The following is an 18,980-nucleotide window of genomic DNA, read 5'->3' as shown; positions in this document are numbered from 1 at the left end:
GGCCCGGGCGGTGGCCGCCCGGGCCGGGGGACGGGCCGGTCAGCCGGCGAACCAGCGGACGGGCTGGGGCCGCAGGTTCTCGTAGATGTGCTTGCTCTCCCGGTACTCGTCGAGTCCGGACGGGCCGAGCTCGCGCCCGATGCCGGACTTCCCGAAGCCGCCCCATTCCGCCTGCGGCAGGTAGGGGTGGTAGTCGTTGATCCACACGGTGCCGTGCCGCAGCCGGCCGGCGACCCGGCGGGCGCGGGCGGTGTCCGCGGAGAAGACCGCCCCGGCCAGCCCGTACTCGGTGTCGTTGGCGAGCGCGACGGCCTCGTCCTCGGTGGCGAAGGTCTCGACGGTGAGGATCGGCCCGAAGGTCTCCTCCCGGACGACCTTCATCCCGCGGTGGCAGCCGTCCAGCACGGTCGGCAGGTAGAAGTAGCCGCCGGCCGGCCGGACGTCGTCGGGCTCGGGGCGGGCACCGCCGCAGCGCAGGTCGGCACCCTCGGCCAGCGCGGAGGCGACGTACGCCTCGACCTTGTCCAGCTGCTGCTGGGAGACCAGCGGGCCGCACTCCACGCCCTGCTCGGTCCCCCGGCCCAGCTTGATCTTCTCGGCGCGGCGGGCGAGTTCGGCGACGAAGCGGTCCCGCACCGACTCCTCGATGATCAGCCGGGCGCCGGCCGAGCACACCTGCCCGCTGTGGATGAACGCCGCGTTCAGCGCCTGGTCGACGGCGGTGTCGAAGCCCTCGTCGGTCGCGCAGGCGTCGGCGAAGACCACGTTGGGGTTCTTGCCGCCCAGTTCCAGGGCGATCTTCTTGGCGCCGGAGACCGCCGCCGCGCCCGCCTTCGTGCCGCTGGCCAGCCCACCGGTGAACGAGAAGAGGTCCACGTCCGGGTGCTCGGCCAGCCGCTGGCCGACGGGCAGCCCGGTGCCGGTGACGATGTTGGCGACGCCCTCCGGCAGACCCGCCTCGACCAGCAGCCGGATCAGGTACACCGTCGAGAGCGGGGTGACCTCACTCGGCTTGATCACGAAGGTGTTGCCGGTCGCCAGCGCCGGGGCGACCTTCCAACTCGCCTGGAGCAGCGGGTAGTTCCACGGGGTGATCAGCGCGCACACGCCGACCGGCTCGTGCACCACGATGCTGTGCACGTCCGCCGAGCCGGCATCCACCACCCGGCCGCCGGTCTCGTTCACCACGAGGTCGGCGAAGTACCGGAAGGCGTTGGTGACGTCGTCGACGTCGACCCGGCCCTCCTCCAGGGTCTTGCCGGTGTCCCGGCTCTCGATCAGCGCGATCTGCTCGCGGTCGCGCTGGAGCAGGTCGGCGACCCGGCGCAGCAGCGCCGCCCGCTCGGCCGCCGGCGTACGGGGCCACACCCCGGCGCCGCCGTCGAAGGCCCCCTTGGCGGCCGCGACCGCCGCGTCGGCGTCCTCGGCGCCGCCCTCGGCGACCACCTGGAGGGTCGTGGCGTCGGCGGGGTCCAGGACCTCGCGCGTGGCACCGGATGCAGCCGCCCGCCACACCCCGCCTACGTGAATGGTCTCGCTTGTCTCGGTTGCCGACACGACGTCCTTCTGCCTTCCGCTTACCGGTGTCTTCCGTGGCCGGCCGGGCCGTCCCGGTGTTCCTCATGGGTTCGATTTCTGGCCAGCCAGCAACGGGGACCCCTAACCCAAAGCCGCGGTCCTATGCCCAAACATTCATCGAAAGTGACCCGAGTCACCCAAAGGCGCCCGACAGCTCCACATGCGCCCGAATAGACCGGAAAGTACGCTGAATAGCCGTATGACCACCGGGAGCCTTCCGGAGGGCCCGCCGCGGTCCCCGGGGAGCCCCTCCCGACCGGAGGTGCCGAGATGCTCCGCAGACGCCGCTCCCTCACCGCGCTGACCTGCGGCGCGGCCGGTGTGGTCCTGGCCGCCACCTGCGCCGCCGTCGCCCCGGCCGACGACCCGGGCGACGAGGGCGACCTCGCCGGCAAGTCGGCCCAGCAGATCTCCGACGACGCCCTGCACGCCCTCCTCGGCGCGAAATCGCTGCGGCTGCGCACCGAGACCTCCACCGACGCCACCAAGCTCGACCTCACCTTCGACCAGGCGGGGAACTGCACCGGCAACATCAGCAAGGGCGAGCTCGGCCGGGTCGACCTGATCAAACGCGGCAAGGACGTCTGGCTGAAGCCCGACGCCGCCTTCTGGAAGAGCCAGCTACCCGGCGACGAGGGCAGCACCGCGGCCCGGAACTACCAGAACCGCTACCTCCACGGCACCACCGACGACACCTTCCTCCAGAGCCTCGCCACCGCCTGCGACCTCACCGCCTTCCAGAAGTCGGTGGCGCCGCCGTCCCCCGCCCCCCAGGAACCGTCGCCCCCCACCGTCACCCTCACCAAGGGCAGCCCCACCACCCACGAGGGCACCCGGGTCCTGCCGATCATCAAGAAGGCCCGGGACGCCACCCAGACCGTCTACGTCGCCATCAAGGGCAAGCACTACCCGCTGAAGCTCACCACCCAGGTCGACGACGAGACCAGCACCGTCCTGCTCAGCGACTACGACCGCCCGGTCGCCACGCACACCCCGCCCCCCGGCCAGACCTCCGACATCTCCGTCCTGGAAAGCGGCGTCCAGGCCGCCTGAACAAACGTCCGGACCCACGTGACGCTCGTACATACGTATCGTTGAACCGTGCGGCTCCCCGCATCCCGCGGCGGAGCGGGGAGGAGCGGCACGATGACCATCAGCCTTGAGCGGACCGAATGGATCGAGATGGCCGAGCCGGGTGAGCTGACGTTGAACCAGTTGTTCGATCGGCTGGAGCGGATGCCCGTCCCCGAGGGATACAAGGTCGAGATCGTCGAGGGGACCGTTTTCATGACGCCGCAGCGGGACGTCCACTGGCAGACCATTCGCAGGCTTCTGTGGGCGCTCGAAGACCACTTCGGTCGCGACGCCGAGGTGGTGTCGGATGTGAGGATCGACTTCCCGGGCAAAAGCAACGGCTTCTGCCCGGACGTCGCCAAGCTCTCCGACGGCGCCAAGAGGAAGAACGGCTGCTGGCGATATCAGGACGTCGAGTTCGTGGCGGAGGTCATCTCCCGGGGGACCGCCATGAACGACTACGGCCCCAAAGAGACGGTCTACGCAATCGCCGAAATTCCCGTCTACCTCATCGCCGACCCCTACCTCGGCCGCTGCCGCGTCTTCACCCATCCCCAGGACGGCGCGTACAAGCGCGACCTCACCCTTGCCTACGGCGAACCGATCGACCTCACCGACACCGTCCTCGACATGACCATCCCCACCGACGAATTCCCCCGCGACTGACCTCGCCGCCCGGCGAGCCGTCCCCGGCCGCCGCGCGGCGCGCGAGACACTGCCGCCATGGCGAGCAAGGCACCCAAGGCAGTTCTCCAGGGCGGTCCCGAGGGGATCACCGAGCGGATCGTCGAGGTGGATCCCGGCGGGGGCGACCTGAAGGTCCCGTACCGCGGCGGCTACGAGCACTTCCGGCCCACCCCGCGGGAGTGGGACACCGCCGGCGGCCGGCTGCCGGTGTACGAGTGGTGGGAGCGCACCGAACTGCCCGGATAGCGGCGGCGCGGCCCGGGGCGACCGGACCGCACCTCAGGCGCTGGGGTCGAACGCCTCCAGGGCGACCCGCTGGATCGCCTCCTGCTGGGGCCAGTCGGATTCCGGACCCAGGACGAGGACCGCGAACTGCCGGCCGTCGGGGACGGTGAAGGCGCAGTCGACGGCCTGGACGCGGATGCCCAGCCGGTCACTGTCGTAGGCGTAGGTGAGTTGGGCGCCGCTCGGGCCGGGCGGGCCCTGGCGCGGGGCGATACCGAGTTCCTTGTAACCGGGGTTGCCGGCCAGTCCCTTGGACGCCTGCTCCAGGGCCTGCTGCGGGGTGAGGTCGGGCTCGGTGATCTGGAAGATCTGGAGCAGGCTGCGGGTGTCCGGCGAGGTGTAGAAGACCCCGGTGGAGCGGAGTTCGCGCTGCCAGCCGTCGGGGACGGCGAGGGTGAAGCCCTTCTCGTCGTGCACGAGGTGGTAGCCGCTGGGGACGGTCGTGGCGGAGGCGCCGGTGGTGGGCGTCGCGGAGGACGGGCCGGAGCCGGTCGGGGCGGTGGTCGGGGCGCTGCTCACCGAGGCCGTCGGGCGGACGGCGGGCGGGGTGTCCGGGCCGCGGCCCCACAGGAGGTAGGCCCCGCCGGCGCCGGCCGCGACGACGGCGGTCACCGCGGCGGCGATCAGGATCCGGGTCCGACGGCCGGCGTCCGTGGCGGGCACCGGCGCCCCCGCGGTGTCGGCTTCCGGGGGGTACGGCGGCCCGGGAGCGTACTCGGGCACCGAGGGACCGGCCGGGGCCGGGTCGGCGGCACCCGACGACGGGGGCGCGGCCGGGCGGGGCGGCATCGGGCCGGTGTACGGGCGGGTGGGACGCGGGGGGCCGGTCTCCCAGGACTGGGTGTCCGGGTTCCAGCGCGGTTCGGGGCCTTGGGGCACGGCCGGTCAGCCTCCCAGGAGGGCGGCGACCGCCTGGACCACCGCCGCACCGGACGCCAGCAGCCCCACCACGGAACCGGCGTCGGACAGCGCACCGCGCAGCCGGGCCAGCCGGCCGGGGGCCGCGGCGCCGGTGCCGGTGATCTCCTCCTCGGTGTCGGTGAGTTCGGTGCTCAGCGCCCGGACCTCGGGGCTCTCGACGGCCCGGCGGAGGTCCTCGCGCAGGGTGCGGACGGCCTGGAGGAGCTCCTCGTGGGCCGGGTCGACGGCGGGCGCGCCCTGGACGGCGGCGTTGTGGGTGACGGTGTTGTGGTCGCCGATGGCGAAGGCGCCCTGGACGCTGCCGATGTGGATGCCGTTTCCGGTGCCGGGTGCGTCAGCTGATGCCACGTCAGGACCTGCCCTTCGGGGATGCGGAGTCGCTCGGGGAAGTGGAATCGCCGTTGTGGGTGATCGTGTTGTGGTCGCCGATGCCGATGGCGCCCTGGGCGGACTCGACGTAGACCCCGCCGTCGGCGACGTGCACGATCCGCTGCTCGAACTCGGCGGTCTGGTACCCCGCGTCGTGCAGGGCGCTCTTCACCCCGGCCGCCACCCGCTGCTGAACGGTCTTCAGATAGCGGGCCACGTCCATGTACTGGAAGAGCGACGCCTCGTCGTCCGAGCCCAGCTCCCGGACGGACGTGGCGGGACCCTCCGGGAGGGCGGCGCCGTGCCCCTCGGTGGCCAGGCCCCACCCGCCGCCCAGCCCGCGCAGCAGGGTGAGCAGCGCCTCGCCGGCGGAGCGGGGGCTGCGGGTCAGCGCCCAGACCGCCTTGCCGAAGTGGTGGTGGTGACGGTACTGGTGGGCGATCCGGTCGGCGTCCTGGAAGAGCGGGCGCAGCGGCCACAGCACGTGCGGGGCCACCTCCATCATCAGCATGCCGCCCTGGGTGTGGACCCGGACGAACACGGTGGTGACCACGCCCTCGCGCCATCCGCCGACCCGGATCCGCAGGAAGTGCCGGCGGGTCTCCCCGCCCTCCTCCAGGGCGGCGGCGCGGTGCGCCTCGAAGGCGGCGGGGTCGTACGGCGCGGCGGCGCGGGTCGGCAGACCGTCCACGGGCAGGAAGACACACTGGTCGATTTCGAGGGCGCGCAGCCGGTCGCGGACCGCGTCCGCCGTCGCCGGTGAGCCGGACGGCACCCGCAGCGCCTCGACCAGCGGGACGATCCGGGCGAGGATCTCGCCGTTGTCCAACGGCACCGCGGGGCGGTCGTCCCGCGGGACCAGCTCCACCGACAGCGACCAGGGCTTGAACGGCTCCCCCGCGCCGCAGAACGGATCGCCGGGGCGGTACATCACCAGCGGCCCGTGCTGCTCGATCCGCACCCGGTCGCGCAGCCGTTGGAAGCGGATGCCCTCGGCCCGCTCGGCCGGATCGGACATCACGTCGGGGAACCGCTCCCGGGACAGCTCGCCGGCCAGTACCCGGGCGAACTGGCCCCGCTGGAGCGCGACCAGCACGGCCACCAGCACCGGCAGCAGCAGCGCCACCCAGACCGCGAACAGCATGGCGAAGCCCAGGTCCGGGGTGCCGAGGGAGCCGCCCACACCGCTGCCGTAGGACGAGTCCGTGAGGCCGGCGTCCGCGAGGAGCGACTCGATCAGGGCGATCGGCGACAACGCCGGCAGGATCTTCGGCAGGGTCGCGGAGAAGGCCGTCAGCGCCAGCCCCGCCACGAAGACCGTCAGCGAGATCCGGGCGTACCAGCGCAGGAGGAACGAGAAGAACCGGGCCGGCCAGGCGGTCGCCGACAGCCCGCGGACGAAACGGCCCAGGCCCAGCAGGACGACCGGGAAGAGGTAGCCCCACGCCAGCCCTCGGGACAGCAGGACGGCCACCAGCCACGTCAGCAGGATCGCCGACGACCAGGCGAGTTCGAGCCGGCGGGCGCGCAGGGCGTGGGCGAGCACCCGGGCCGCGTCGATGCCCAGGGACGGCGCGGCGAACCGCTCCTCGTGGACGTACAGCTCGTCGATGACGGCGTCGCGGAAGGTGTCGTCGAGGTAGGTCCCGGCGCACAGCAGACGGGTGGCGTCGCTGGCCCCAGGCGGGGTCGAGGGGAGCCGTCCGGGCGCCGGTGGGCCCGCTGGGTCCTTGCGCAGCCGTGGCCGTGCGGCCTGCTCCCCCGGCTGTGCGGGCACCTCGTTACCGCTCATCGGCCTCCCCCGTAGCTGCCGTCCATGCCAACGCGTACCCGTCACAACGCGCCGGCGCGGTGGTGCGATTCCGCCGGCACGCACCCTCACCCGGACGTGTGAAGGGTCCGCAGCATAGAGGAGCGGAGGTCGCGCTGTCAGCGCGTTATCGGAGCCGGTCGGGCCCTCAACGGGCCGAGCCCGCACGGCCGTTGAGGCCGTACGGGCTCGGTGGGGTGGTGCGGCTGGCGCCGGCTCAGATCAGGCCGAGCGCACGGACCGCCTCGCGCTCCTCCGACAGCTCCTTGACGGAGGCGTCGATGCGCGTGCGGGAGAACTCGTTGATCTCCAGGCCCTGGACGATCTCGTACGTGCCGTCCTTGGTGGTGACGGGGAAGGAGGAGATCAGGCCCTCCGGGACGCCGTAGGAGCCGTCCGAGGGGATGCCCATGGAGGTCCAGTTGCCCTCGGCGGTGCCGTTGACCCAGGTGTGGACGTGGTCGATGGCGGCGTTGGCGGCCGAGGCGGCGGAGGACGCGCCACGGGCCTCGATGATCGCCGCGCCGCGCTTGGCGACGGTCGGGATGAAGGTGTCGGCCAGCCACTTCTCGTCGTTCACGACCTCGGCGGCGTTCTTGCCGGCGACCGTGGCGTGGAAGATGTCCGGGTACTGGGTGGCGGAGTGGTTGCCCCAGATGGTCAGACGGTGGATCTCGGACACCGGGGTGCCGGTCTTCTGGGCGAGCTGGGTGATCGCGCGGTTGTGGTCCAGGCGGGTCATCGCGGTGAAACGCTCCCGCGGGACGTCCGGGGCGGCGCCCTGGGCGATCAGCGCGTTGGTGTTGGCGGGGTTGCCGACGACCAGGACCTTGATGTCGTCCGCGGCGTGGTCGTTGATGGCCTTGCCCTGCGGCTTGAAGATGCCACCGTTGGCCTCCAGCAGGTCGCCGCGCTCCATGCCCTTGGTGCGGGGGCGGGCGCCTACGAGCAGGGCGACGTTGGCGCCGTCGAAGGCCACGTTCGGGTCGTCGGTGATGTCGATGCCCTGGAGCAGCGGGAAGGCGCAGTCGTCCAGCTCCATCGCGGTGCCCTCGGCGGCCTTGAGGCCCTGCGGGATCTCCAGGAGGCGCAGCTTGACCGGCACGTCCGCGCCGAGCAGCTGACCGGAGGCGATGCGGAAGAGGAGGGCGTAACCGATCTGGCCGGCGGCGCCGGTGACGGTGACGTTGACGGGAGTGCGGGTCATGGCGATCTCCTGCGCGGTATTCCGGGGGCAAGCCCCTGGACCACCTTGGGTGGCGGTGGGTGTCCCTGCCCATCTATCGAGGTCTCTTGGTATCGAGAGACCCGGCCGTCAGGCTATCGGACCCCCGCCCGGCCCACGTGACGGGCTGGTGTGGGACACCTCACCGGCCGTCACGCCGTCCCCGGCCGGACCACCTCGGCGGCCGCCGGGCGGGCCACCGCCGGGGCGGTCCGGTCGGGGGGCGACGGCCGCCCGCTCTTGGGGGGATGCGCGGGCGGCCGGCTGTTGTGCCACACCCGTGGGGGGGTGTGGTGCGCATTCCCGGGATCCGGGAGGGCAATCCCCTCTTTTCCGCGCCGACTTTCCGCGGAGGGCGAATCCCGGCCAGGCGCGGGGCCGCCCGGCCCGCGCCCACTCAGGCGGGCGCCATCGCCTTCTGGAGCCCGGCGTCCAGGGCCTCCAGGAACTGGTCGGTGGTGAGCCAGGGCTGCGCCGGGCCGATGAGCAGGGCCAGGTCCTTGGTCATCTGGCCGCCCTCGACGGTCTCCACGCAGACCCGCTCCAGGGTCCGGGCGAAGCGGGTCACCTCGGGGGTGTCGTCGAGCTTGCCGCGGTGCGCCAGGCCGCGGGTCCAGGCGAAGACCGAGGCGATGGGGTTGGTGGAGGTGGCCTTGCCCTGCTGGTGCTGCCGGTAGTGGCGGGTGACCGTGCCGTGCGCCGCCTCGGCCTCGATGGTCCGGCCGTCGGGCGTCATCAGCACCGACGTCATCAGGCCGAGCGAGCCGAAGCCCTGGGCGACGATGTCGGACTGGACGTCGCCGTCGTAGTTCTTGCAGGCCCAGACGTAGCCGCCGGGCGACTTCAGGGCGGCCGCCACCATGTCGTCGATCAGCCGGTGCTCGTAGGTCAGCCCGCGGTCCTCGAAAGCGGTCCGGAACTCGCTGTCGAAGACCTCCTGGAAGAGGTCCTTGAAGCGACCGTCGTACTTCTTCAGGATCGTGTTCTTCGTGGACAGGTAGACCGGATAGCCGCGGTCCAGCCCGTACCGGAACGACGCCCGCGCGAAGTCGCGGATCGAGTCGTCGTGGTTGTACATCGCCAGCGCCACGCCGGCGCCCGGGAATTCGTGCACCTCCAACTCGGTCGGCTCGCTGCCGTCCGCCGGGGTGAAGGTCAGGGTGAGGGTGCCGGGGCCGGGGACCTTCAGGTCGGTGGCGCGGTACTGGTCGCCGAAGGCGTGGCGGCCGACGACGACGGGCTTGGTCCAGCCGGGGACCAGCCGGGGCACGTTCTCCATGATGATCGGCTCGCGGAAGATCACGCCGCCGAGGATGTCGCGGATGGTGCCGTTCGGCGAGCGGTACATCGCCTTGAGGTCGAACTCCTCGACCCGGGCCTCGTCCGGGGTGATGGTGGCGCACTTCACTCCGACGCCGTACCGCTGGATGGCGTGCGCCGCGTCGACGGTCACCTGGTCATGGGTGGCGTCCCGGTGCTCGATGCCGAGGTCGAAGTACTTCAACTCGACGTCGAGGTACGGGAGGATCAGCCGGTCCCTGATGGACGACCAGATGATGCGGGTCATCTCGTCGCCGTCGATCTCGACGACGGGGTTGGCAACCTTGATCTTGGCCATGAGATGGACGTACCTCTCGCGGTTGGGACACCCCCCGGACGTCGCCAAGTTACCCGCGTCACACATGCGCGCGGCGCTACGGCACGAGGTGTGCCGCAGCGCCGCGGGACGCTCCCGGGGCCGGCCCGGTGGAGCAGGGTCGGACCGGCCCTAGCGGACCGTGAAGTGGACGATGTCGTCCAGGAGCGGGAGGTGGATCCACGGCTTGGGCTGCACCATCATCGCCAGCATCACGATCACGAAGCCCAGTCCGCCGTACGTGATCATGTCGGTGAAGCGGGACCGGACGGCCAGCATCCCCACCGACGGCAGCGCCCACCGCAGCACCGCGCCGCCCAGCAGGGACAGCCCGATCAGCATCGTGCCGATCCGGAACGCGTCGAACGTGACCAGCAGCAGCCCGAGGGCGACCCCGCCCAGCACGGTCAGCAGCGGCCACTGCCGGGCCGGCGCCGGATGGTCGCCCGAAGCGGCCCGGCCGCCGCCTTCGGGGCGGGCGGTGTCGCGGGTCAGCTGCGGAAAGCGGCGCGAGGTCCGTTGCGGCTCGGACGCACCTTCCGAGTGCGCTTCGGCAGCCATGTCTGGCGGTCAGCCCCTTCCGGTGTCCAGGTCGGTGTCGGGTTTCGTCGGGTGTGCGGGGCCGCGGACGGCGAACCCCTTCCAGGCTTCCAGGCTCGCACGCCCCGGCCGGTCGGGCACCGACCGGCCGGCGCGGGCGCTCAGCCCTCGGCCGCGCGCTCCGCCGCCTCGACGACGTTGACCAGCAGCTGGGCGCGGGTCATCGGGCCGACGCCGCCCGGGTTGGGGGCGACCCAGCCGGCGACCTCGGCGACACCGGGGTGCACATCGCCGACGATCTTGCCGTGCTCGTCCCGGCTGACGCCGACGTCCAGGACGGCCGCGCCGGGCTTGACGTCCTCGGGCTTGATGATGTGCGGCACACCGGCCGCGGCGACGATGATGTCGGCCTGCTTCAGGTGCGCGGACAGGTCGCGGGTGCCGGTGTGGCACTGGGTGACCGTGGCGTTCTCCGACTTGCGGGTCAGCACCAGCGGCATCGGGCGGCCGATGGTGATGCCGCGGCCGACGACCACCACGTGCGCGCCCTTGATCTCCACGTCGTGCCGGCGCAGCAACTGGACGATGCCGTAGGGGGTGCAGGGCAGCGGCCCGTCGATGCCGAGGACCAGACGGCCCAGGCTCATCGGGTGCAGCCCGTCGGCGTCCTTGGCCGGATCCATCAGCTCCAGGACGCGGTTGGCGTCGATGCCCTTGGGGAGCGGGAGTTGGACGATGTAGCCGGTGCAGTCCGGGTTCTCGTTGAGCTCCCGTACGACGGCCTCGATCTCCTCCTGGGTGGCGGTCGCGGGCAGTTCGCGCTGGATGGACGCGATGCCGACCTGGGCGCAGTCCCGGTGCTTGCCGTTGACGTACCAGCGGCTGCCGGGGTCGTCGCCGACCAGGAGGGTGCCCAGGCCGGGGGTGACACCCTTGGCCTTCAGCGCCTCCACGCGGGTGGTGAGCTCGGACTTGATCGCGGCGGCGGTGGCCTTGCCATCCAGAATCTGGGCAGTCATACCCCCATCCTCCCGGATGGAGGCTCCCGTGTTCCAATCAGGGCGCGCGGACGGCAGTTGTCCGGAAATGATCATTGCGGTTGCACAAAGGCTTACCGCCTTGACTGGACAGACGGAATCCTCACCTAGAAGGATTGACGCGCAGTGCCGCAGGCATCGTCGGGGGCGGGCCATGAAACAACCTGTTTTTCCTCCGAGTCACGCCGCGTCGTCCCCCACTGACACCAACGGAGGAAAGCAGAAACATGAGCTTCGGTGACCCGAACAACCCGTACGGCCAGCAGCCGCCGCAGGCCCCCCAGGGCCCGTACGGCCAGCAGCCGCCGGTCCCGCCGCAGGGCGGCCAGCCGGGCTACGGCTACCCGCAGCAGGGCGCCCCGCAGCAGCCCCAGCAGCCGTACGGCTACCCCCAGCAGGGCCAGGTCCCGCCGCAGGGGCAGCCGGGCTACGGCGGCTACCCGCAGCAGCCGGCGGCCCCGTACGGCCAGCCGGGGATGCCGGGCATGCCGCAGGGGTACGCGAGCTGGGGTGCGCGCGTCGGAGCGGCCCTGATCGACGGTCTGATCGTGGGCGTGCTGCCGGGCATCCTGTACGTCATCGCGGCCATCATGGCGGCCGGCTCGGTGACCACGCCGGACTACTCCAGCTGCCAGCCCGGTGACTACTCCTGCGTCCAGAACGCGGCCAACACCGCGCTGTCCTCCAGCACGCCGGTCGGTGCCATCGTGCTCACGGGGCTCGCGTGGCTGATCGGCCTGGCGGGCATCATCTTCGTCCTCGTCAAGGAGGGCCAGGGCCAGAGCCCGGGCAAGAAGGTCGTGGGCATCCGCCTGGTCAAGGAGGCCACCGGTCAGCCGCTCGGCTTCGGCATGGCGCTGGTCCGCAGGATCTGCCACTTCCTCGACAACTTCTGCCTCCTCGGCTACCTCTGGCCGCTGTGGGACGAGAAGTCGCAGACGTTCGCGGACAAGATCGTCGGCACCGTGGTCGTGCGCAGCCAGTAAGGACGCACCGGGCCCTACTGACGCCCTGAACAGCCCAGCGAAGGCCCCCGCGCAGCAGCGACCGGGGGCCTTCGTGGCGCTCGCCGTTACCGCCTCAAGTCGCCTGAAGGACACCGCTCGTGAGCTATCCCAACCAGAACCCCTACGGTCCTCCCCCGGGCCAGCAGCCCGGCTACGGCTATCCCCAGCAGCCCCCGCAACCACAGCAGCCCATGGCCCCGTACGGCGCGTACCCGGGCGGTGCGATGCCCGGGATGCAGGCGCCGTACCCGACGGTGATGCCCGGCGGCGTCAAGGCGGCCCGGGCGATGCTGTTCGTCCTCGCCGGCCTGAACCTCATCGGCCTGGTCCTGGCGGTGGTCGGGCTGGGCGGTGTCAGCAAGGCGTCGCACGACGCCGCGTCCTCGCCCTACGCGGACATGTCGGCGTTCAACCTCGGCAAGGGCCTGCTGATCGTGGCGATCGTGATCATCGTGGTGTTCACCGCGGCCGCGATCACGCTCGCCGCGCAGTTCGGCAACGGCGGCAAGGGCGTCCGCGTCGGCACCATCGTCTTCGGCGTCGGCAACATCCTGGTGAGCCTCGCCATCTTCCCGCTCGGCCTGGTCCACACGGTGCTGGGCATTCTGGTGCTGGTCTTCGTCTCCAAGGACGAGGGCAACGCCTGGTTCAGCCGGCCGCGTTACTGAGGCCGGCCGGAACCGCGCGCGACGGAGGGCCGCACCCCGGGCAAGGGGTGCGGCCCTCCGTGCGTACCGGTCCGCTCAGTGGAAGAAGTGCCGGGTGCCGGTGAGGTACATCGTCACGCCGGCCTTCTCGGCGGCCTCGACGACGAGTTCGTCACGGATCGAACCGCCGGGCTGGACGATCGCCTTGACGCCGGCGGCGATCAGGATCTCCGGGCCGTCGGGGAACGGGAAGAAGGCGTCCGACGCCGCGTAGGAGCCGCGCGCCCGCTCCTCGCCGGCGCGCTCCACGGCGAGCTTGCAGGAGTCGACGCGGTTGACCTGGCCCATGCCGACGCCCACCGACGCACCGTCCTTGGCGAGCAGGATCGCGTTGGACTTCACCGCGCGGCACGCCTTCCAGGCGAAGGCGAGCTCGGCCAACTCGTCCGCGGACAGCGCCTGTCCGGTGGCGAGGGTCCAGGTGGCCGGGTCGTCGCCCTCGGCCTGGAAGACGTCGGTGTGCTGGAGCACCGCGCCGCCCGAGAGCAGTTTGAGGTCACCGGGCTGGTGCGGGGTGCCGTCGACCTTCAGGACCCGGATGTTCTTCTTGCGGGCGAGCACCTCGACGGCGCCGTCCTCGTACGCCGGGGCGGCGATGACCTCGGTGAAGATCTCCGCGACCTGCTCGGCGAGCGCGACGGTCACCGGGCGGTTGACCGCGATCACGCCGCCGTACGCGGACACCGGGTCGCAGGCGTGCGCCTTGCGGTGCGCCTCGGCGACGTCCGCGCCGACGGCGATGCCGCAGGGGTTGGCGTGCTTGATGATCGCGACGCAGGGCTGCTCGTGGTCGTAGGCGGCGCGGCGGGCGGCCTCGGTGTCCACGTAGTTGTTGAAGGACATCTCCTTGCCGTGCAGCTGCTCGGCGTTGGCGATGCCGCCCGGCTGGCCGTCGACGTAGAGGGCGGCGGCCTGGTGCGGGTTCTCGCCGTAGCGCAGGGTGCTGCGGCGCTCCCAGGTCCCGCCGAGGAACTCGGGCAGCGCGGCCCCGTCCTCTTCCGGCGCGTAGACGTTGGTCATCCAGGAGGAGACGGCCACGTCGTAGGCGGCGGTGTGCTGGAACGCCTCGGCGGCCAGCCGCTTGCGGGCGGTCAGGTCGAAGCCGCCGCCCTGCGCGGCCGCGAGGACGTCGGCGTACCGCTCGGGGCTGGTGACCACGGCGACCGAGGGGTGGTTCTTGGCGGCGGCGCGGACCATCGAGGGGCCGCCGATGTCGATCTGCTCGACGCACTCGTCGGGGGTGGCGCCGGAGGCGACGGTCTCCCGGAACGGGTAGAGGTTGACGACCACCAGGTCGAACGGCTCGACGCCGAGGTCGGCCAGCTGTCGCCGGTGGTCTTCCAGGCGCAGGTCGGCGAGGATGCCGGCGTGGACCTTGGGGTGCAGGGTCTTGACCCGGCCGTCGAGGCATTCCGGGAAACCGGTGAGCCCCTCGACCTTGGTGACCGGCACCCCGGCGGCGGCGATCTTCCCGGCCGTCGACCCGGTCGAGACCAGCTGGACGCCCGCCGCGTGCAGCCCCTGGGCCAGCTCCTCCAGCCCGGACTTGTCGTAGACGCTGACCAGCGCGCGGCGGATGGGCCGCTGCGTACCTTCGGTGGCGGTCACGAGATACGTACCTTTCGTCCCTCTATGCGGTAGCCGTGACGGGCCAGACGCCCCACGACCTCGACGAGCAGCGATCGCTCGACTTCCTTGATGCGCTCATGCAGCGCGGATTCGTCGTCCTCCTCCCGGACCTCGACCACGCCCTGGGCGATGATCGGGCCGGTGTCGACGCCGTCGTCGACGAAGTGGACGGTGCAGCCGGTGACCTTCGCGCCGTACGCGAGCGCGTCGCGCACGCCGTGGGCACCGGGAAAGCTGGGCAGTAGCGCCGGGTGGGTGTTGAGCGTCCGGCCGCCGAAGCGGGCCAGGAACTCCTTGCCCAGGATCTTCATGAAGCCGGCCGAGACCACCAGGTCGGGGGCGTGCGCGGCGGTCGCCTCGGTGAGCGCCGCGTCCCAGGCCGCCCGGTCCTCGTAGTCCTTGACCCGGCAGACGAACGTCGGCAGACCGGCCCGCTCGGCGCGCTCCAGGCCGACGATCCCGGTCCGGTCGGCGCCCACGGCCACGATCTCCGCGCCGTACGCCGCGGCGCCCTCCTCGGCGATGGCATCGAGGAGGGCCTGGAGGTTGGTGCCCGATCCGGAGACGAGTACCACGATCCGGGCCGGCGCGGAGCGGGCGGGAAGAGAAGGGGAGGCCACGATGGGGTCTTTCTCGACAGATCTTGCGGGTCTGAGATGCGGTGTGAGGTTTGTGCGGTCGCACAAAGCGAAGGGTTTCGTGAATACGGGGAACCCTACGAAGGCGCCGACCGTCAGCAACGATACCGGCACACCGAGCGGCCCCCGCGGGACGGGGGCGAGCACGGGAGGTAGCGTCGGGCGGGAGAACGCATGCAGTTCACGGTGACCGCCCGCCCGGCCCACCGGCCGGACGGACGCCCACGACAAGGGGAAGACTCACTCCAGATGCCGGACCGACGCCGCCGCGCGGCTCTCCTCCTCCCTCCCCTCGCTGCCGCTGGGAGGGTCCCCCACGCCACCGCCCCCGGGGCGGTCTTCCTGCCGCGCGAGCGCAAGTCGTCATCCGCCCCGGATTCACCGCCCGCCGGGACCCCGGGCCGGTCCGCTGCCGACGGCCGGGACGACAACCCGTTCGCGCCGCCGCCGGCCGGCACCCCAGACCAGGAGTGGCGCCCGCGCCCCCAGTCCAACGGGCAGGCGCACGGCGACGACGACGGCAACGGCGGGGACGGGCGTCCGCAGGACCAGCCCCCGGCCTGGGGCAGTCAGTGGAGCGACCGCCAGCCGGGCCGGCAGGGCGGCGACTTCGGCACCCGGCCGGGCCGGGGCGGCGGCCAGGGCGGTTCCGGCGGCCCCGGCGGACCGGGCGGCGGCCCCGGTGGGCTGCGCTGGGACCCCACCGACCCGCTCCAACGGCGGGCCCGCTACGCGCTCCTGGCCGGGATGTGGGCGTTCTTCTTCGTGCTCTTCAGCCTGCCGGAGGTGGCGCTGCTGTTGGGCTCGCTCTCCCTCTACTGGGGCATCAGCGCGCTGCGCGGCAAGTCCGACCCGAAGAAGGCGGCCGCCGCGACGCTGGAAGGGCGCCCTGCCGCCGGTGGCACCCCGCCCCCGCCGGGCCGGCCCGGCGGCACCCCCGGCCAGGCGGGCCGGCCGCAGACCACCGCCGCTATCGCCGGTCTGGTGACCGCCTCGTTGGCGCTGATGATGGTGGCCGCGACCTTCACCGTCCAGATCGTCTACCGCGACTACTTCACCTGCGTGAACGACGCGCTGACCCAGTCGGCGAGCAAGTCCTGCGAGAACCTCCTCCCGGCGCAGCTCCGGCCGCTGCTCAGCCAGCAGGAGCAGCAGTAACGGAGCAGTCGCGGCAGCGGTGGCGGTCAGGGGTGCGGGGCGGCCGGAGGGCATGCCCCGCACCCCTGATCGCGCCCTCAGGCGGCGGGTTCGCGGTTCGACTCCCGGCCGGCCCCCGGGCTCGGCTCCCGGCGGCCGGCTCGGCGGCGGAACGGGAGGTCGGGCAGGTAGCGGCGGCGGCCGGGTGGCCGTCCGTCCGCCACCCACCGCGCGGACAGTCGCCGCCAGGTGCGCAGCACCAGCGTCCCGGGCACCCCGGCCAGCCCCGTCCAGCCCGCCGCCGCCAGGCCGGTCCGCCACCAGCAGGGGCCGAACGAGGCGAGCGCCCCCGACCCCAGCGCACCGCCGGCCAGACCGGCGAGCACCGCCATCGCCACCCCGCACAGGACCGCCGCCAGGGCCGCCGTCCCGGCGGTCCGGCGCCACGACCGGTGGCCGTCACCGGCCGCGTACCGCGCCAGCAGCACCGCCGCGGTCACCGGTACCACCAACGCCAGCACCACGTCCGGCCAGGACCTGGGACCCGGCTCCGGCAGGCCGCTGAGCAGCGGGAAGTACGGCAGTGGGGGGCGGGGTGAGGTGGCCAGCGGGCCGACCGTGGTGCCCACGCCGACGGTGAAGCCGGGCCCCAGGCCGTAGGCGGCGCCCCAGACGGCCGCGTTGGGGAGCAGGGCGAGGCAGAGCAGCAGCACCGTGCAGCCGCCGGCCCAGTCGGCGGCGAGCCGGCCCAGGTCGTCGCCGAACCGGCCGGCGTGCAGGGCCAGCCCGAGGAGGGTGAGCGCGGTGCCGGAGGCGAGCAGGGCGAGGGTGGCGGCGGCCGCGGCCTTGCCGGCGGTGGCGAGGCGGGGGCCGGTGAGGGCGGTGCGGAGGACGGCCGGCAGCGCCGCGAAGGTGCGCACGAACCGGTCCGGCAGCAGGGCCGCGGCGTCCGATCCGAGGGTGTGCCAGGCGGTGGCGGCGAAGGTGGCGACCGCGGTGCCGGGGACGGCGAGCAGGGCGGAGAGCGGTGCGGCGGTCAGCCGGCCGGTCGAGGTGTAGAGCAGCGCACCGAGGGCGACCAGCAGGTATCCGGCCAGCAGGGCGCCGAGCAGGGTGCGCGGGGCGACCGGCCGGCCGGCGCCCGACGCCGCGGGGTCGCCGCCCGCGTCGGCGAGGGCGGCCGTGGCCAGGGTGTCCCGGGCGGCGCGGTGCAGCAGCCAGATCGGCAGGGCGGCGAGCAGCAGCGGGACCACTCCGACCGGTGCCGGGGTGCCGGACGGCGTCGCCTCGCGGACCAGACCCCCGCCGTGCGCCGTGAACCAGAGTCCGGCGGCCAGGTGCAGGGCCCGGGAGGGGCCGCTGTCCGGGTACGGGGAGGCGACCCAGAGCAGCAGGACGGCGACCGCGAGCGCCCCGAGGCCGAGGCCGGCGGCGGTCACGCCGCTGACGACGGCGGTGCCGATCGCGGAGGAGCGCCGCGCGGCGGTCCGGCCGTGCGAGGACAACGTGGTGCCGCGTTCGGTCAACTGGCTCACGCGGCCATGCTGCCAATAACGCACGATTCCGCCACGTACCGGGCATCCGTCCGACGTGTCGCGCGAGATCCGCCGCCCGGCGTTTCCAGACTTCCGGTATGAGCGAGCGCGACCGGCGGCAGCCCGACCAGAGTTCCGACACCACATCAGAACGTCGCGGAGCACGCCTATTTGACTGTCCGTCAGCTGAGTTCGATGCGCTGTACGGCGCGCACGCCGGGCCGTTGACCCAGCAGGCGCTGGTGCTCACCGGGCGGGCCCGGCTCGCCCGGCGGGCCGTCGAGCGGGCGTTCCGGACGGCCTGGCAGCGGTGGCCGGAGGTGGCGGCGGCGCCGGATCCGGTGGGGTGGGTACGGGCGGCCGCCCACGACTACGCGCTGGCGCCGTGGCGGCGGCCGTTCCCCGGGCTGCGGACCGCCGAGCGCCCCGGGCCGGGGACGCCCGCGCCGGCGCCGGCCGCGCCGGGGGACCATGCGCTGCTGGAGGCGGTGTTGGCGCTGCCCGCCCCGTACCGCCGCGCGCTGCTGCTGCACGACGGGCTCGGGCTGGGGCTGCACGAGACCGCGGTGGAGGTGGAGGCCAGTACGCCGGCGGCGACCGGACGGCTGGCCCACGCCCGGGAGTGCCTGGCCGAGCGGCTGCCGGAGCTGGGGCTGGCGGGGCTGCCGCCGGACCGGCAGGGCGCGGTGCTGCACGCCCGGCTGGGCGCGCTGACGGCGTCCCGCCCGGTGGTGCCACCGCCCGCCCGCGACGTCCGGGCGGGCGCGCAGCGGTGGACCCGGCTGACCACCCGCGCGGGGTTCGGGGCGCCCGGGCTGCTGGCGGTGATGGCGCTGGCGGTGTCGCTCACCGCGCCGGACGGCCACCACCCGCCGCCGCGGCCGGCCGTGGCGATCCCGTCCGCACCGTCCGCGCGGGCGGCGGCAGCGCCGGCGGTCCGGCCGGCGCATCGGACCCGGCGCCACCGGGCGGCGGTGCGCCGGACGCCGCCGCCCGGTGCCCGGCTCGCCCCCGACGTCCGGTGAGCCCGGCGCGCGTCGGGGTGCGCACGAACGGCCGTGGGGGGGCGCCCCCCCCCGCGGGGGGGGCCCCCCCGCGCGGGGGGGGGGGGGCCGCCCCGGCGCCGCCCGGCCGCCGGGCGCCGGGGGGGGGCCGGGGGGGTGAG

At 73.2% G+C, this 18,980-nt stretch carries 18 protein-coding genes; 7 read left to right on the top strand and 11 right to left on the bottom strand.

The genetic code is table 11. The features are described from left to right. Positions 1-39: 39 nt before the first annotated feature. Positions 40-1,515, bottom strand: a complete 1,476-nt coding sequence (locus ACFVT2_RS37205; protein WP_390025486.1) for an aldehyde dehydrogenase family protein — start codon at positions 1,513-1,515, stop codon at positions 40-42. A gap of 333 nt (positions 1,516-1,848) precedes the next feature. Between ACFVT2_RS37205 and ACFVT2_RS37200 the strand changes: the two genes are divergently transcribed. The 3 genes from ACFVT2_RS37200 to ACFVT2_RS37190 all read left to right on the top strand — a co-directional run bounded on the left by ACFVT2_RS37200 (position 1,849) and on the right by ACFVT2_RS37190 (position 3,585). Beyond that, positions 1,849-2,631: a hypothetical protein gene (locus tag ACFVT2_RS37200; protein ID WP_390025429.1), complete on the top strand. Its 783-nt coding sequence runs from the start codon at positions 1,849-1,851 to the stop codon at positions 2,629-2,631. Between the two features lie 93 nt (positions 2,632-2,724). Then, positions 2,725-3,318: a Uma2 family endonuclease gene (locus ACFVT2_RS37195; protein ID WP_390025427.1), complete on the top strand. Its 594-nt coding sequence runs from the start codon at positions 2,725-2,727 to the stop codon at positions 3,316-3,318. A 57-nt stretch (positions 3,319-3,375) separates the two neighbouring features. Further along, positions 3,376-3,585, top strand: a complete 210-nt coding sequence (locus ACFVT2_RS37190; protein ID WP_390025425.1) for a DUF5988 family protein — start codon at positions 3,376-3,378, stop codon at positions 3,583-3,585. A gap of 33 nt (positions 3,586-3,618) precedes the next feature. On the opposite strand, the gene ACFVT2_RS37185 is transcribed toward ACFVT2_RS37190, so the two are convergent. The 7 genes from ACFVT2_RS37185 to ACFVT2_RS37155 all read right to left on the bottom strand — a co-directional run bounded on the left by ACFVT2_RS37185 (position 3,619) and on the right by ACFVT2_RS37155 (position 11,144). Continuing rightward, positions 3,619-4,503, bottom strand: a complete 885-nt coding sequence (locus tag ACFVT2_RS37185; RefSeq protein WP_390025423.1) for a hypothetical protein — start codon at positions 4,501-4,503, stop codon at positions 3,619-3,621. A 6-nt stretch (positions 4,504-4,509) separates the two neighbouring features. Further along, positions 4,510-4,893 carry a hypothetical protein gene (locus tag ACFVT2_RS37180; RefSeq protein ID WP_390025421.1) on the bottom strand — a complete coding sequence of 128 codons (384 nt, stop codon included), beginning with the start codon at positions 4,891-4,893 and terminating at the stop codon, positions 4,510-4,512. Between the two features lies 1 nt (position 4,894). Then, positions 4,895-6,706: a hypothetical protein gene (locus ACFVT2_RS37175; RefSeq protein ID WP_390025419.1), complete on the bottom strand. Its 1,812-nt coding sequence runs from the start codon at positions 6,704-6,706 to the stop codon at positions 4,895-4,897. A 235-nt stretch (positions 6,707-6,941) separates the two neighbouring features. Further along, a complete protein-coding gene (locus ACFVT2_RS37170; protein ID WP_390025417.1) occupies positions 6,942-7,931 on the bottom strand; it encodes a malate dehydrogenase in 990 nt (329 codons plus the stop codon). Between the two features lie 415 nt (positions 7,932-8,346). Further along, the gene (locus ACFVT2_RS37165) at positions 8,347-9,567 is read right to left on the bottom strand and encodes an NADP-dependent isocitrate dehydrogenase (RefSeq protein WP_390025415.1); all 1,221 of its coding nucleotides are present in this window, start codon (positions 9,565-9,567) and stop codon (positions 8,347-8,349) included. A 150-nt stretch (positions 9,568-9,717) separates the two neighbouring features. Next, entirely contained in the window at positions 9,718-10,146 is a 429-nt protein-coding gene (locus tag ACFVT2_RS37160) for a DUF3017 domain-containing protein (RefSeq protein WP_390025413.1), read from the bottom strand. A 140-nt stretch (positions 10,147-10,286) separates the two neighbouring features. Then, a complete protein-coding gene (locus ACFVT2_RS37155) occupies positions 10,287-11,144 on the bottom strand; it encodes a bifunctional methylenetetrahydrofolate dehydrogenase/methenyltetrahydrofolate cyclohydrolase (protein WP_390025411.1) in 858 nt (285 codons plus the stop codon). A 245-nt stretch (positions 11,145-11,389) separates the two neighbouring features. Between ACFVT2_RS37155 and ACFVT2_RS37150 the strand changes: the two genes are divergently transcribed. Then, a complete protein-coding gene (locus ACFVT2_RS37150) occupies positions 11,390-12,148 on the top strand; it encodes an RDD family protein (RefSeq protein WP_390025409.1) in 759 nt (252 codons plus the stop codon). A 119-nt stretch (positions 12,149-12,267) separates the two neighbouring features. Then, positions 12,268-12,837, top strand: a complete 570-nt coding sequence (locus ACFVT2_RS37145; RefSeq protein WP_390025407.1) for a hypothetical protein — start codon at positions 12,268-12,270, stop codon at positions 12,835-12,837. Positions 12,838-12,912: 75 nt separating this feature from the next. On the opposite strand, the gene purH is transcribed toward ACFVT2_RS37145, so the two are convergent. Both purH and purN read right to left on the bottom strand, forming a co-directional pair. Further along, positions 12,913-14,484: a bifunctional phosphoribosylaminoimidazolecarboxamide formyltransferase/IMP cyclohydrolase gene (gene purH, locus ACFVT2_RS37140; protein WP_390025405.1), complete on the bottom strand. Its 1,572-nt coding sequence runs from the start codon at positions 14,482-14,484 to the stop codon at positions 12,913-12,915. Further along, positions 14,481-15,125, bottom strand: coding sequence for a phosphoribosylglycinamide formyltransferase (gene purN / locus ACFVT2_RS37135; protein WP_390025403.1), 645 nt, complete (start codon positions 15,123-15,125; stop codon positions 14,481-14,483). The genes purH and purN overlap by 4 nt, the downstream gene beginning before the upstream one ends. Positions 15,126-15,392: 267 nt before the next feature. On the opposite strand from purN, the gene ACFVT2_RS37130 reads away from it, so the two are divergent. Continuing rightward, on the top strand, positions 15,393-16,301 hold the full coding sequence (locus ACFVT2_RS37130) for a hypothetical protein (RefSeq protein ID WP_390025402.1): 909 nt from the start codon (positions 15,393-15,395) through the stop codon (positions 16,299-16,301). A gap of 77 nt (positions 16,302-16,378) precedes the next feature. Here ACFVT2_RS37130 and ACFVT2_RS37125 read toward each other — a convergent pair whose 3' ends face one another. Then, entirely contained in the window at positions 16,379-17,815 is a 1,437-nt protein-coding gene (locus ACFVT2_RS37125; RefSeq protein WP_390025400.1) for a DUF6350 family protein, read from the bottom strand. Positions 17,816-18,039: 224 nt separating this feature from the next. Here ACFVT2_RS37125 and ACFVT2_RS37120 point away from each other — a divergent pair, with 224 nt between their 5' ends. Beyond that, positions 18,040-18,840: a hypothetical protein gene (locus ACFVT2_RS37120; protein ID WP_390025399.1), complete on the top strand. Its 801-nt coding sequence runs from the start codon at positions 18,040-18,042 to the stop codon at positions 18,838-18,840. Positions 18,841-18,980: the final 140 nt, after the last annotated feature.

The organism is Streptomyces sp. NPDC058000, from assembly GCF_042886435.1.
Classification (GTDB): domain Bacteria; phylum Actinomycetota; class Actinomycetes; order Streptomycetales; family Streptomycetaceae; genus Streptomyces.
The sequence above is the reverse complement of the archived record's forward strand: the minus strand, read 5'-3'. Positions and strand labels throughout refer to the sequence as shown.

Coding starts and splice junctions, on each gene's coding strand:
- ACFVT2_RS37200 (WP_390025429.1), top strand. CDS start 1,849: ATGCTCCGCAGACGCCGCTCCCTCACCGCGCTGACCTGCGGCGCGGCC.
- ACFVT2_RS37195 (WP_390025427.1), top strand. CDS start 2,725: ATGACCATCAGCCTTGAGCGGACCGAATGGATCGAGATGGCCGAGCCG.
- ACFVT2_RS37190 (WP_390025425.1), top strand. CDS start 3,376: ATGGCGAGCAAGGCACCCAAGGCAGTTCTCCAGGGCGGTCCCGAGGGG.
- ACFVT2_RS37175 (WP_390025419.1), bottom strand. CDS start 6,706: ATGAGCGGTAACGAGGTGCCCGCACAGCCGGGGGAGCAGGCCGCACGG.
- ACFVT2_RS37170 (WP_390025417.1), bottom strand. CDS start 7,931: ATGACCCGCACTCCCGTCAACGTCACCGTCACCGGCGCCGCCGGCCAG.
- ACFVT2_RS37165 (WP_390025415.1), bottom strand. CDS start 9,567: ATGGCCAAGATCAAGGTTGCCAACCCCGTCGTCGAGATCGACGGCGAC.
- ACFVT2_RS37160 (WP_390025413.1), bottom strand. CDS start 10,146: ATGGCTGCCGAAGCGCACTCGGAAGGTGCGTCCGAGCCGCAACGGACC.
- ACFVT2_RS37155 (WP_390025411.1), bottom strand. CDS start 11,144: ATGACTGCCCAGATTCTGGATGGCAAGGCCACCGCCGCCGCGATCAAG.
- ACFVT2_RS37150 (WP_390025409.1), top strand. CDS start 11,390: ATGAGCTTCGGTGACCCGAACAACCCGTACGGCCAGCAGCCGCCGCAG.
- ACFVT2_RS37130 (WP_390025402.1), top strand. CDS start 15,393: ATGCCGGACCGACGCCGCCGCGCGGCTCTCCTCCTCCCTCCCCTCGCT.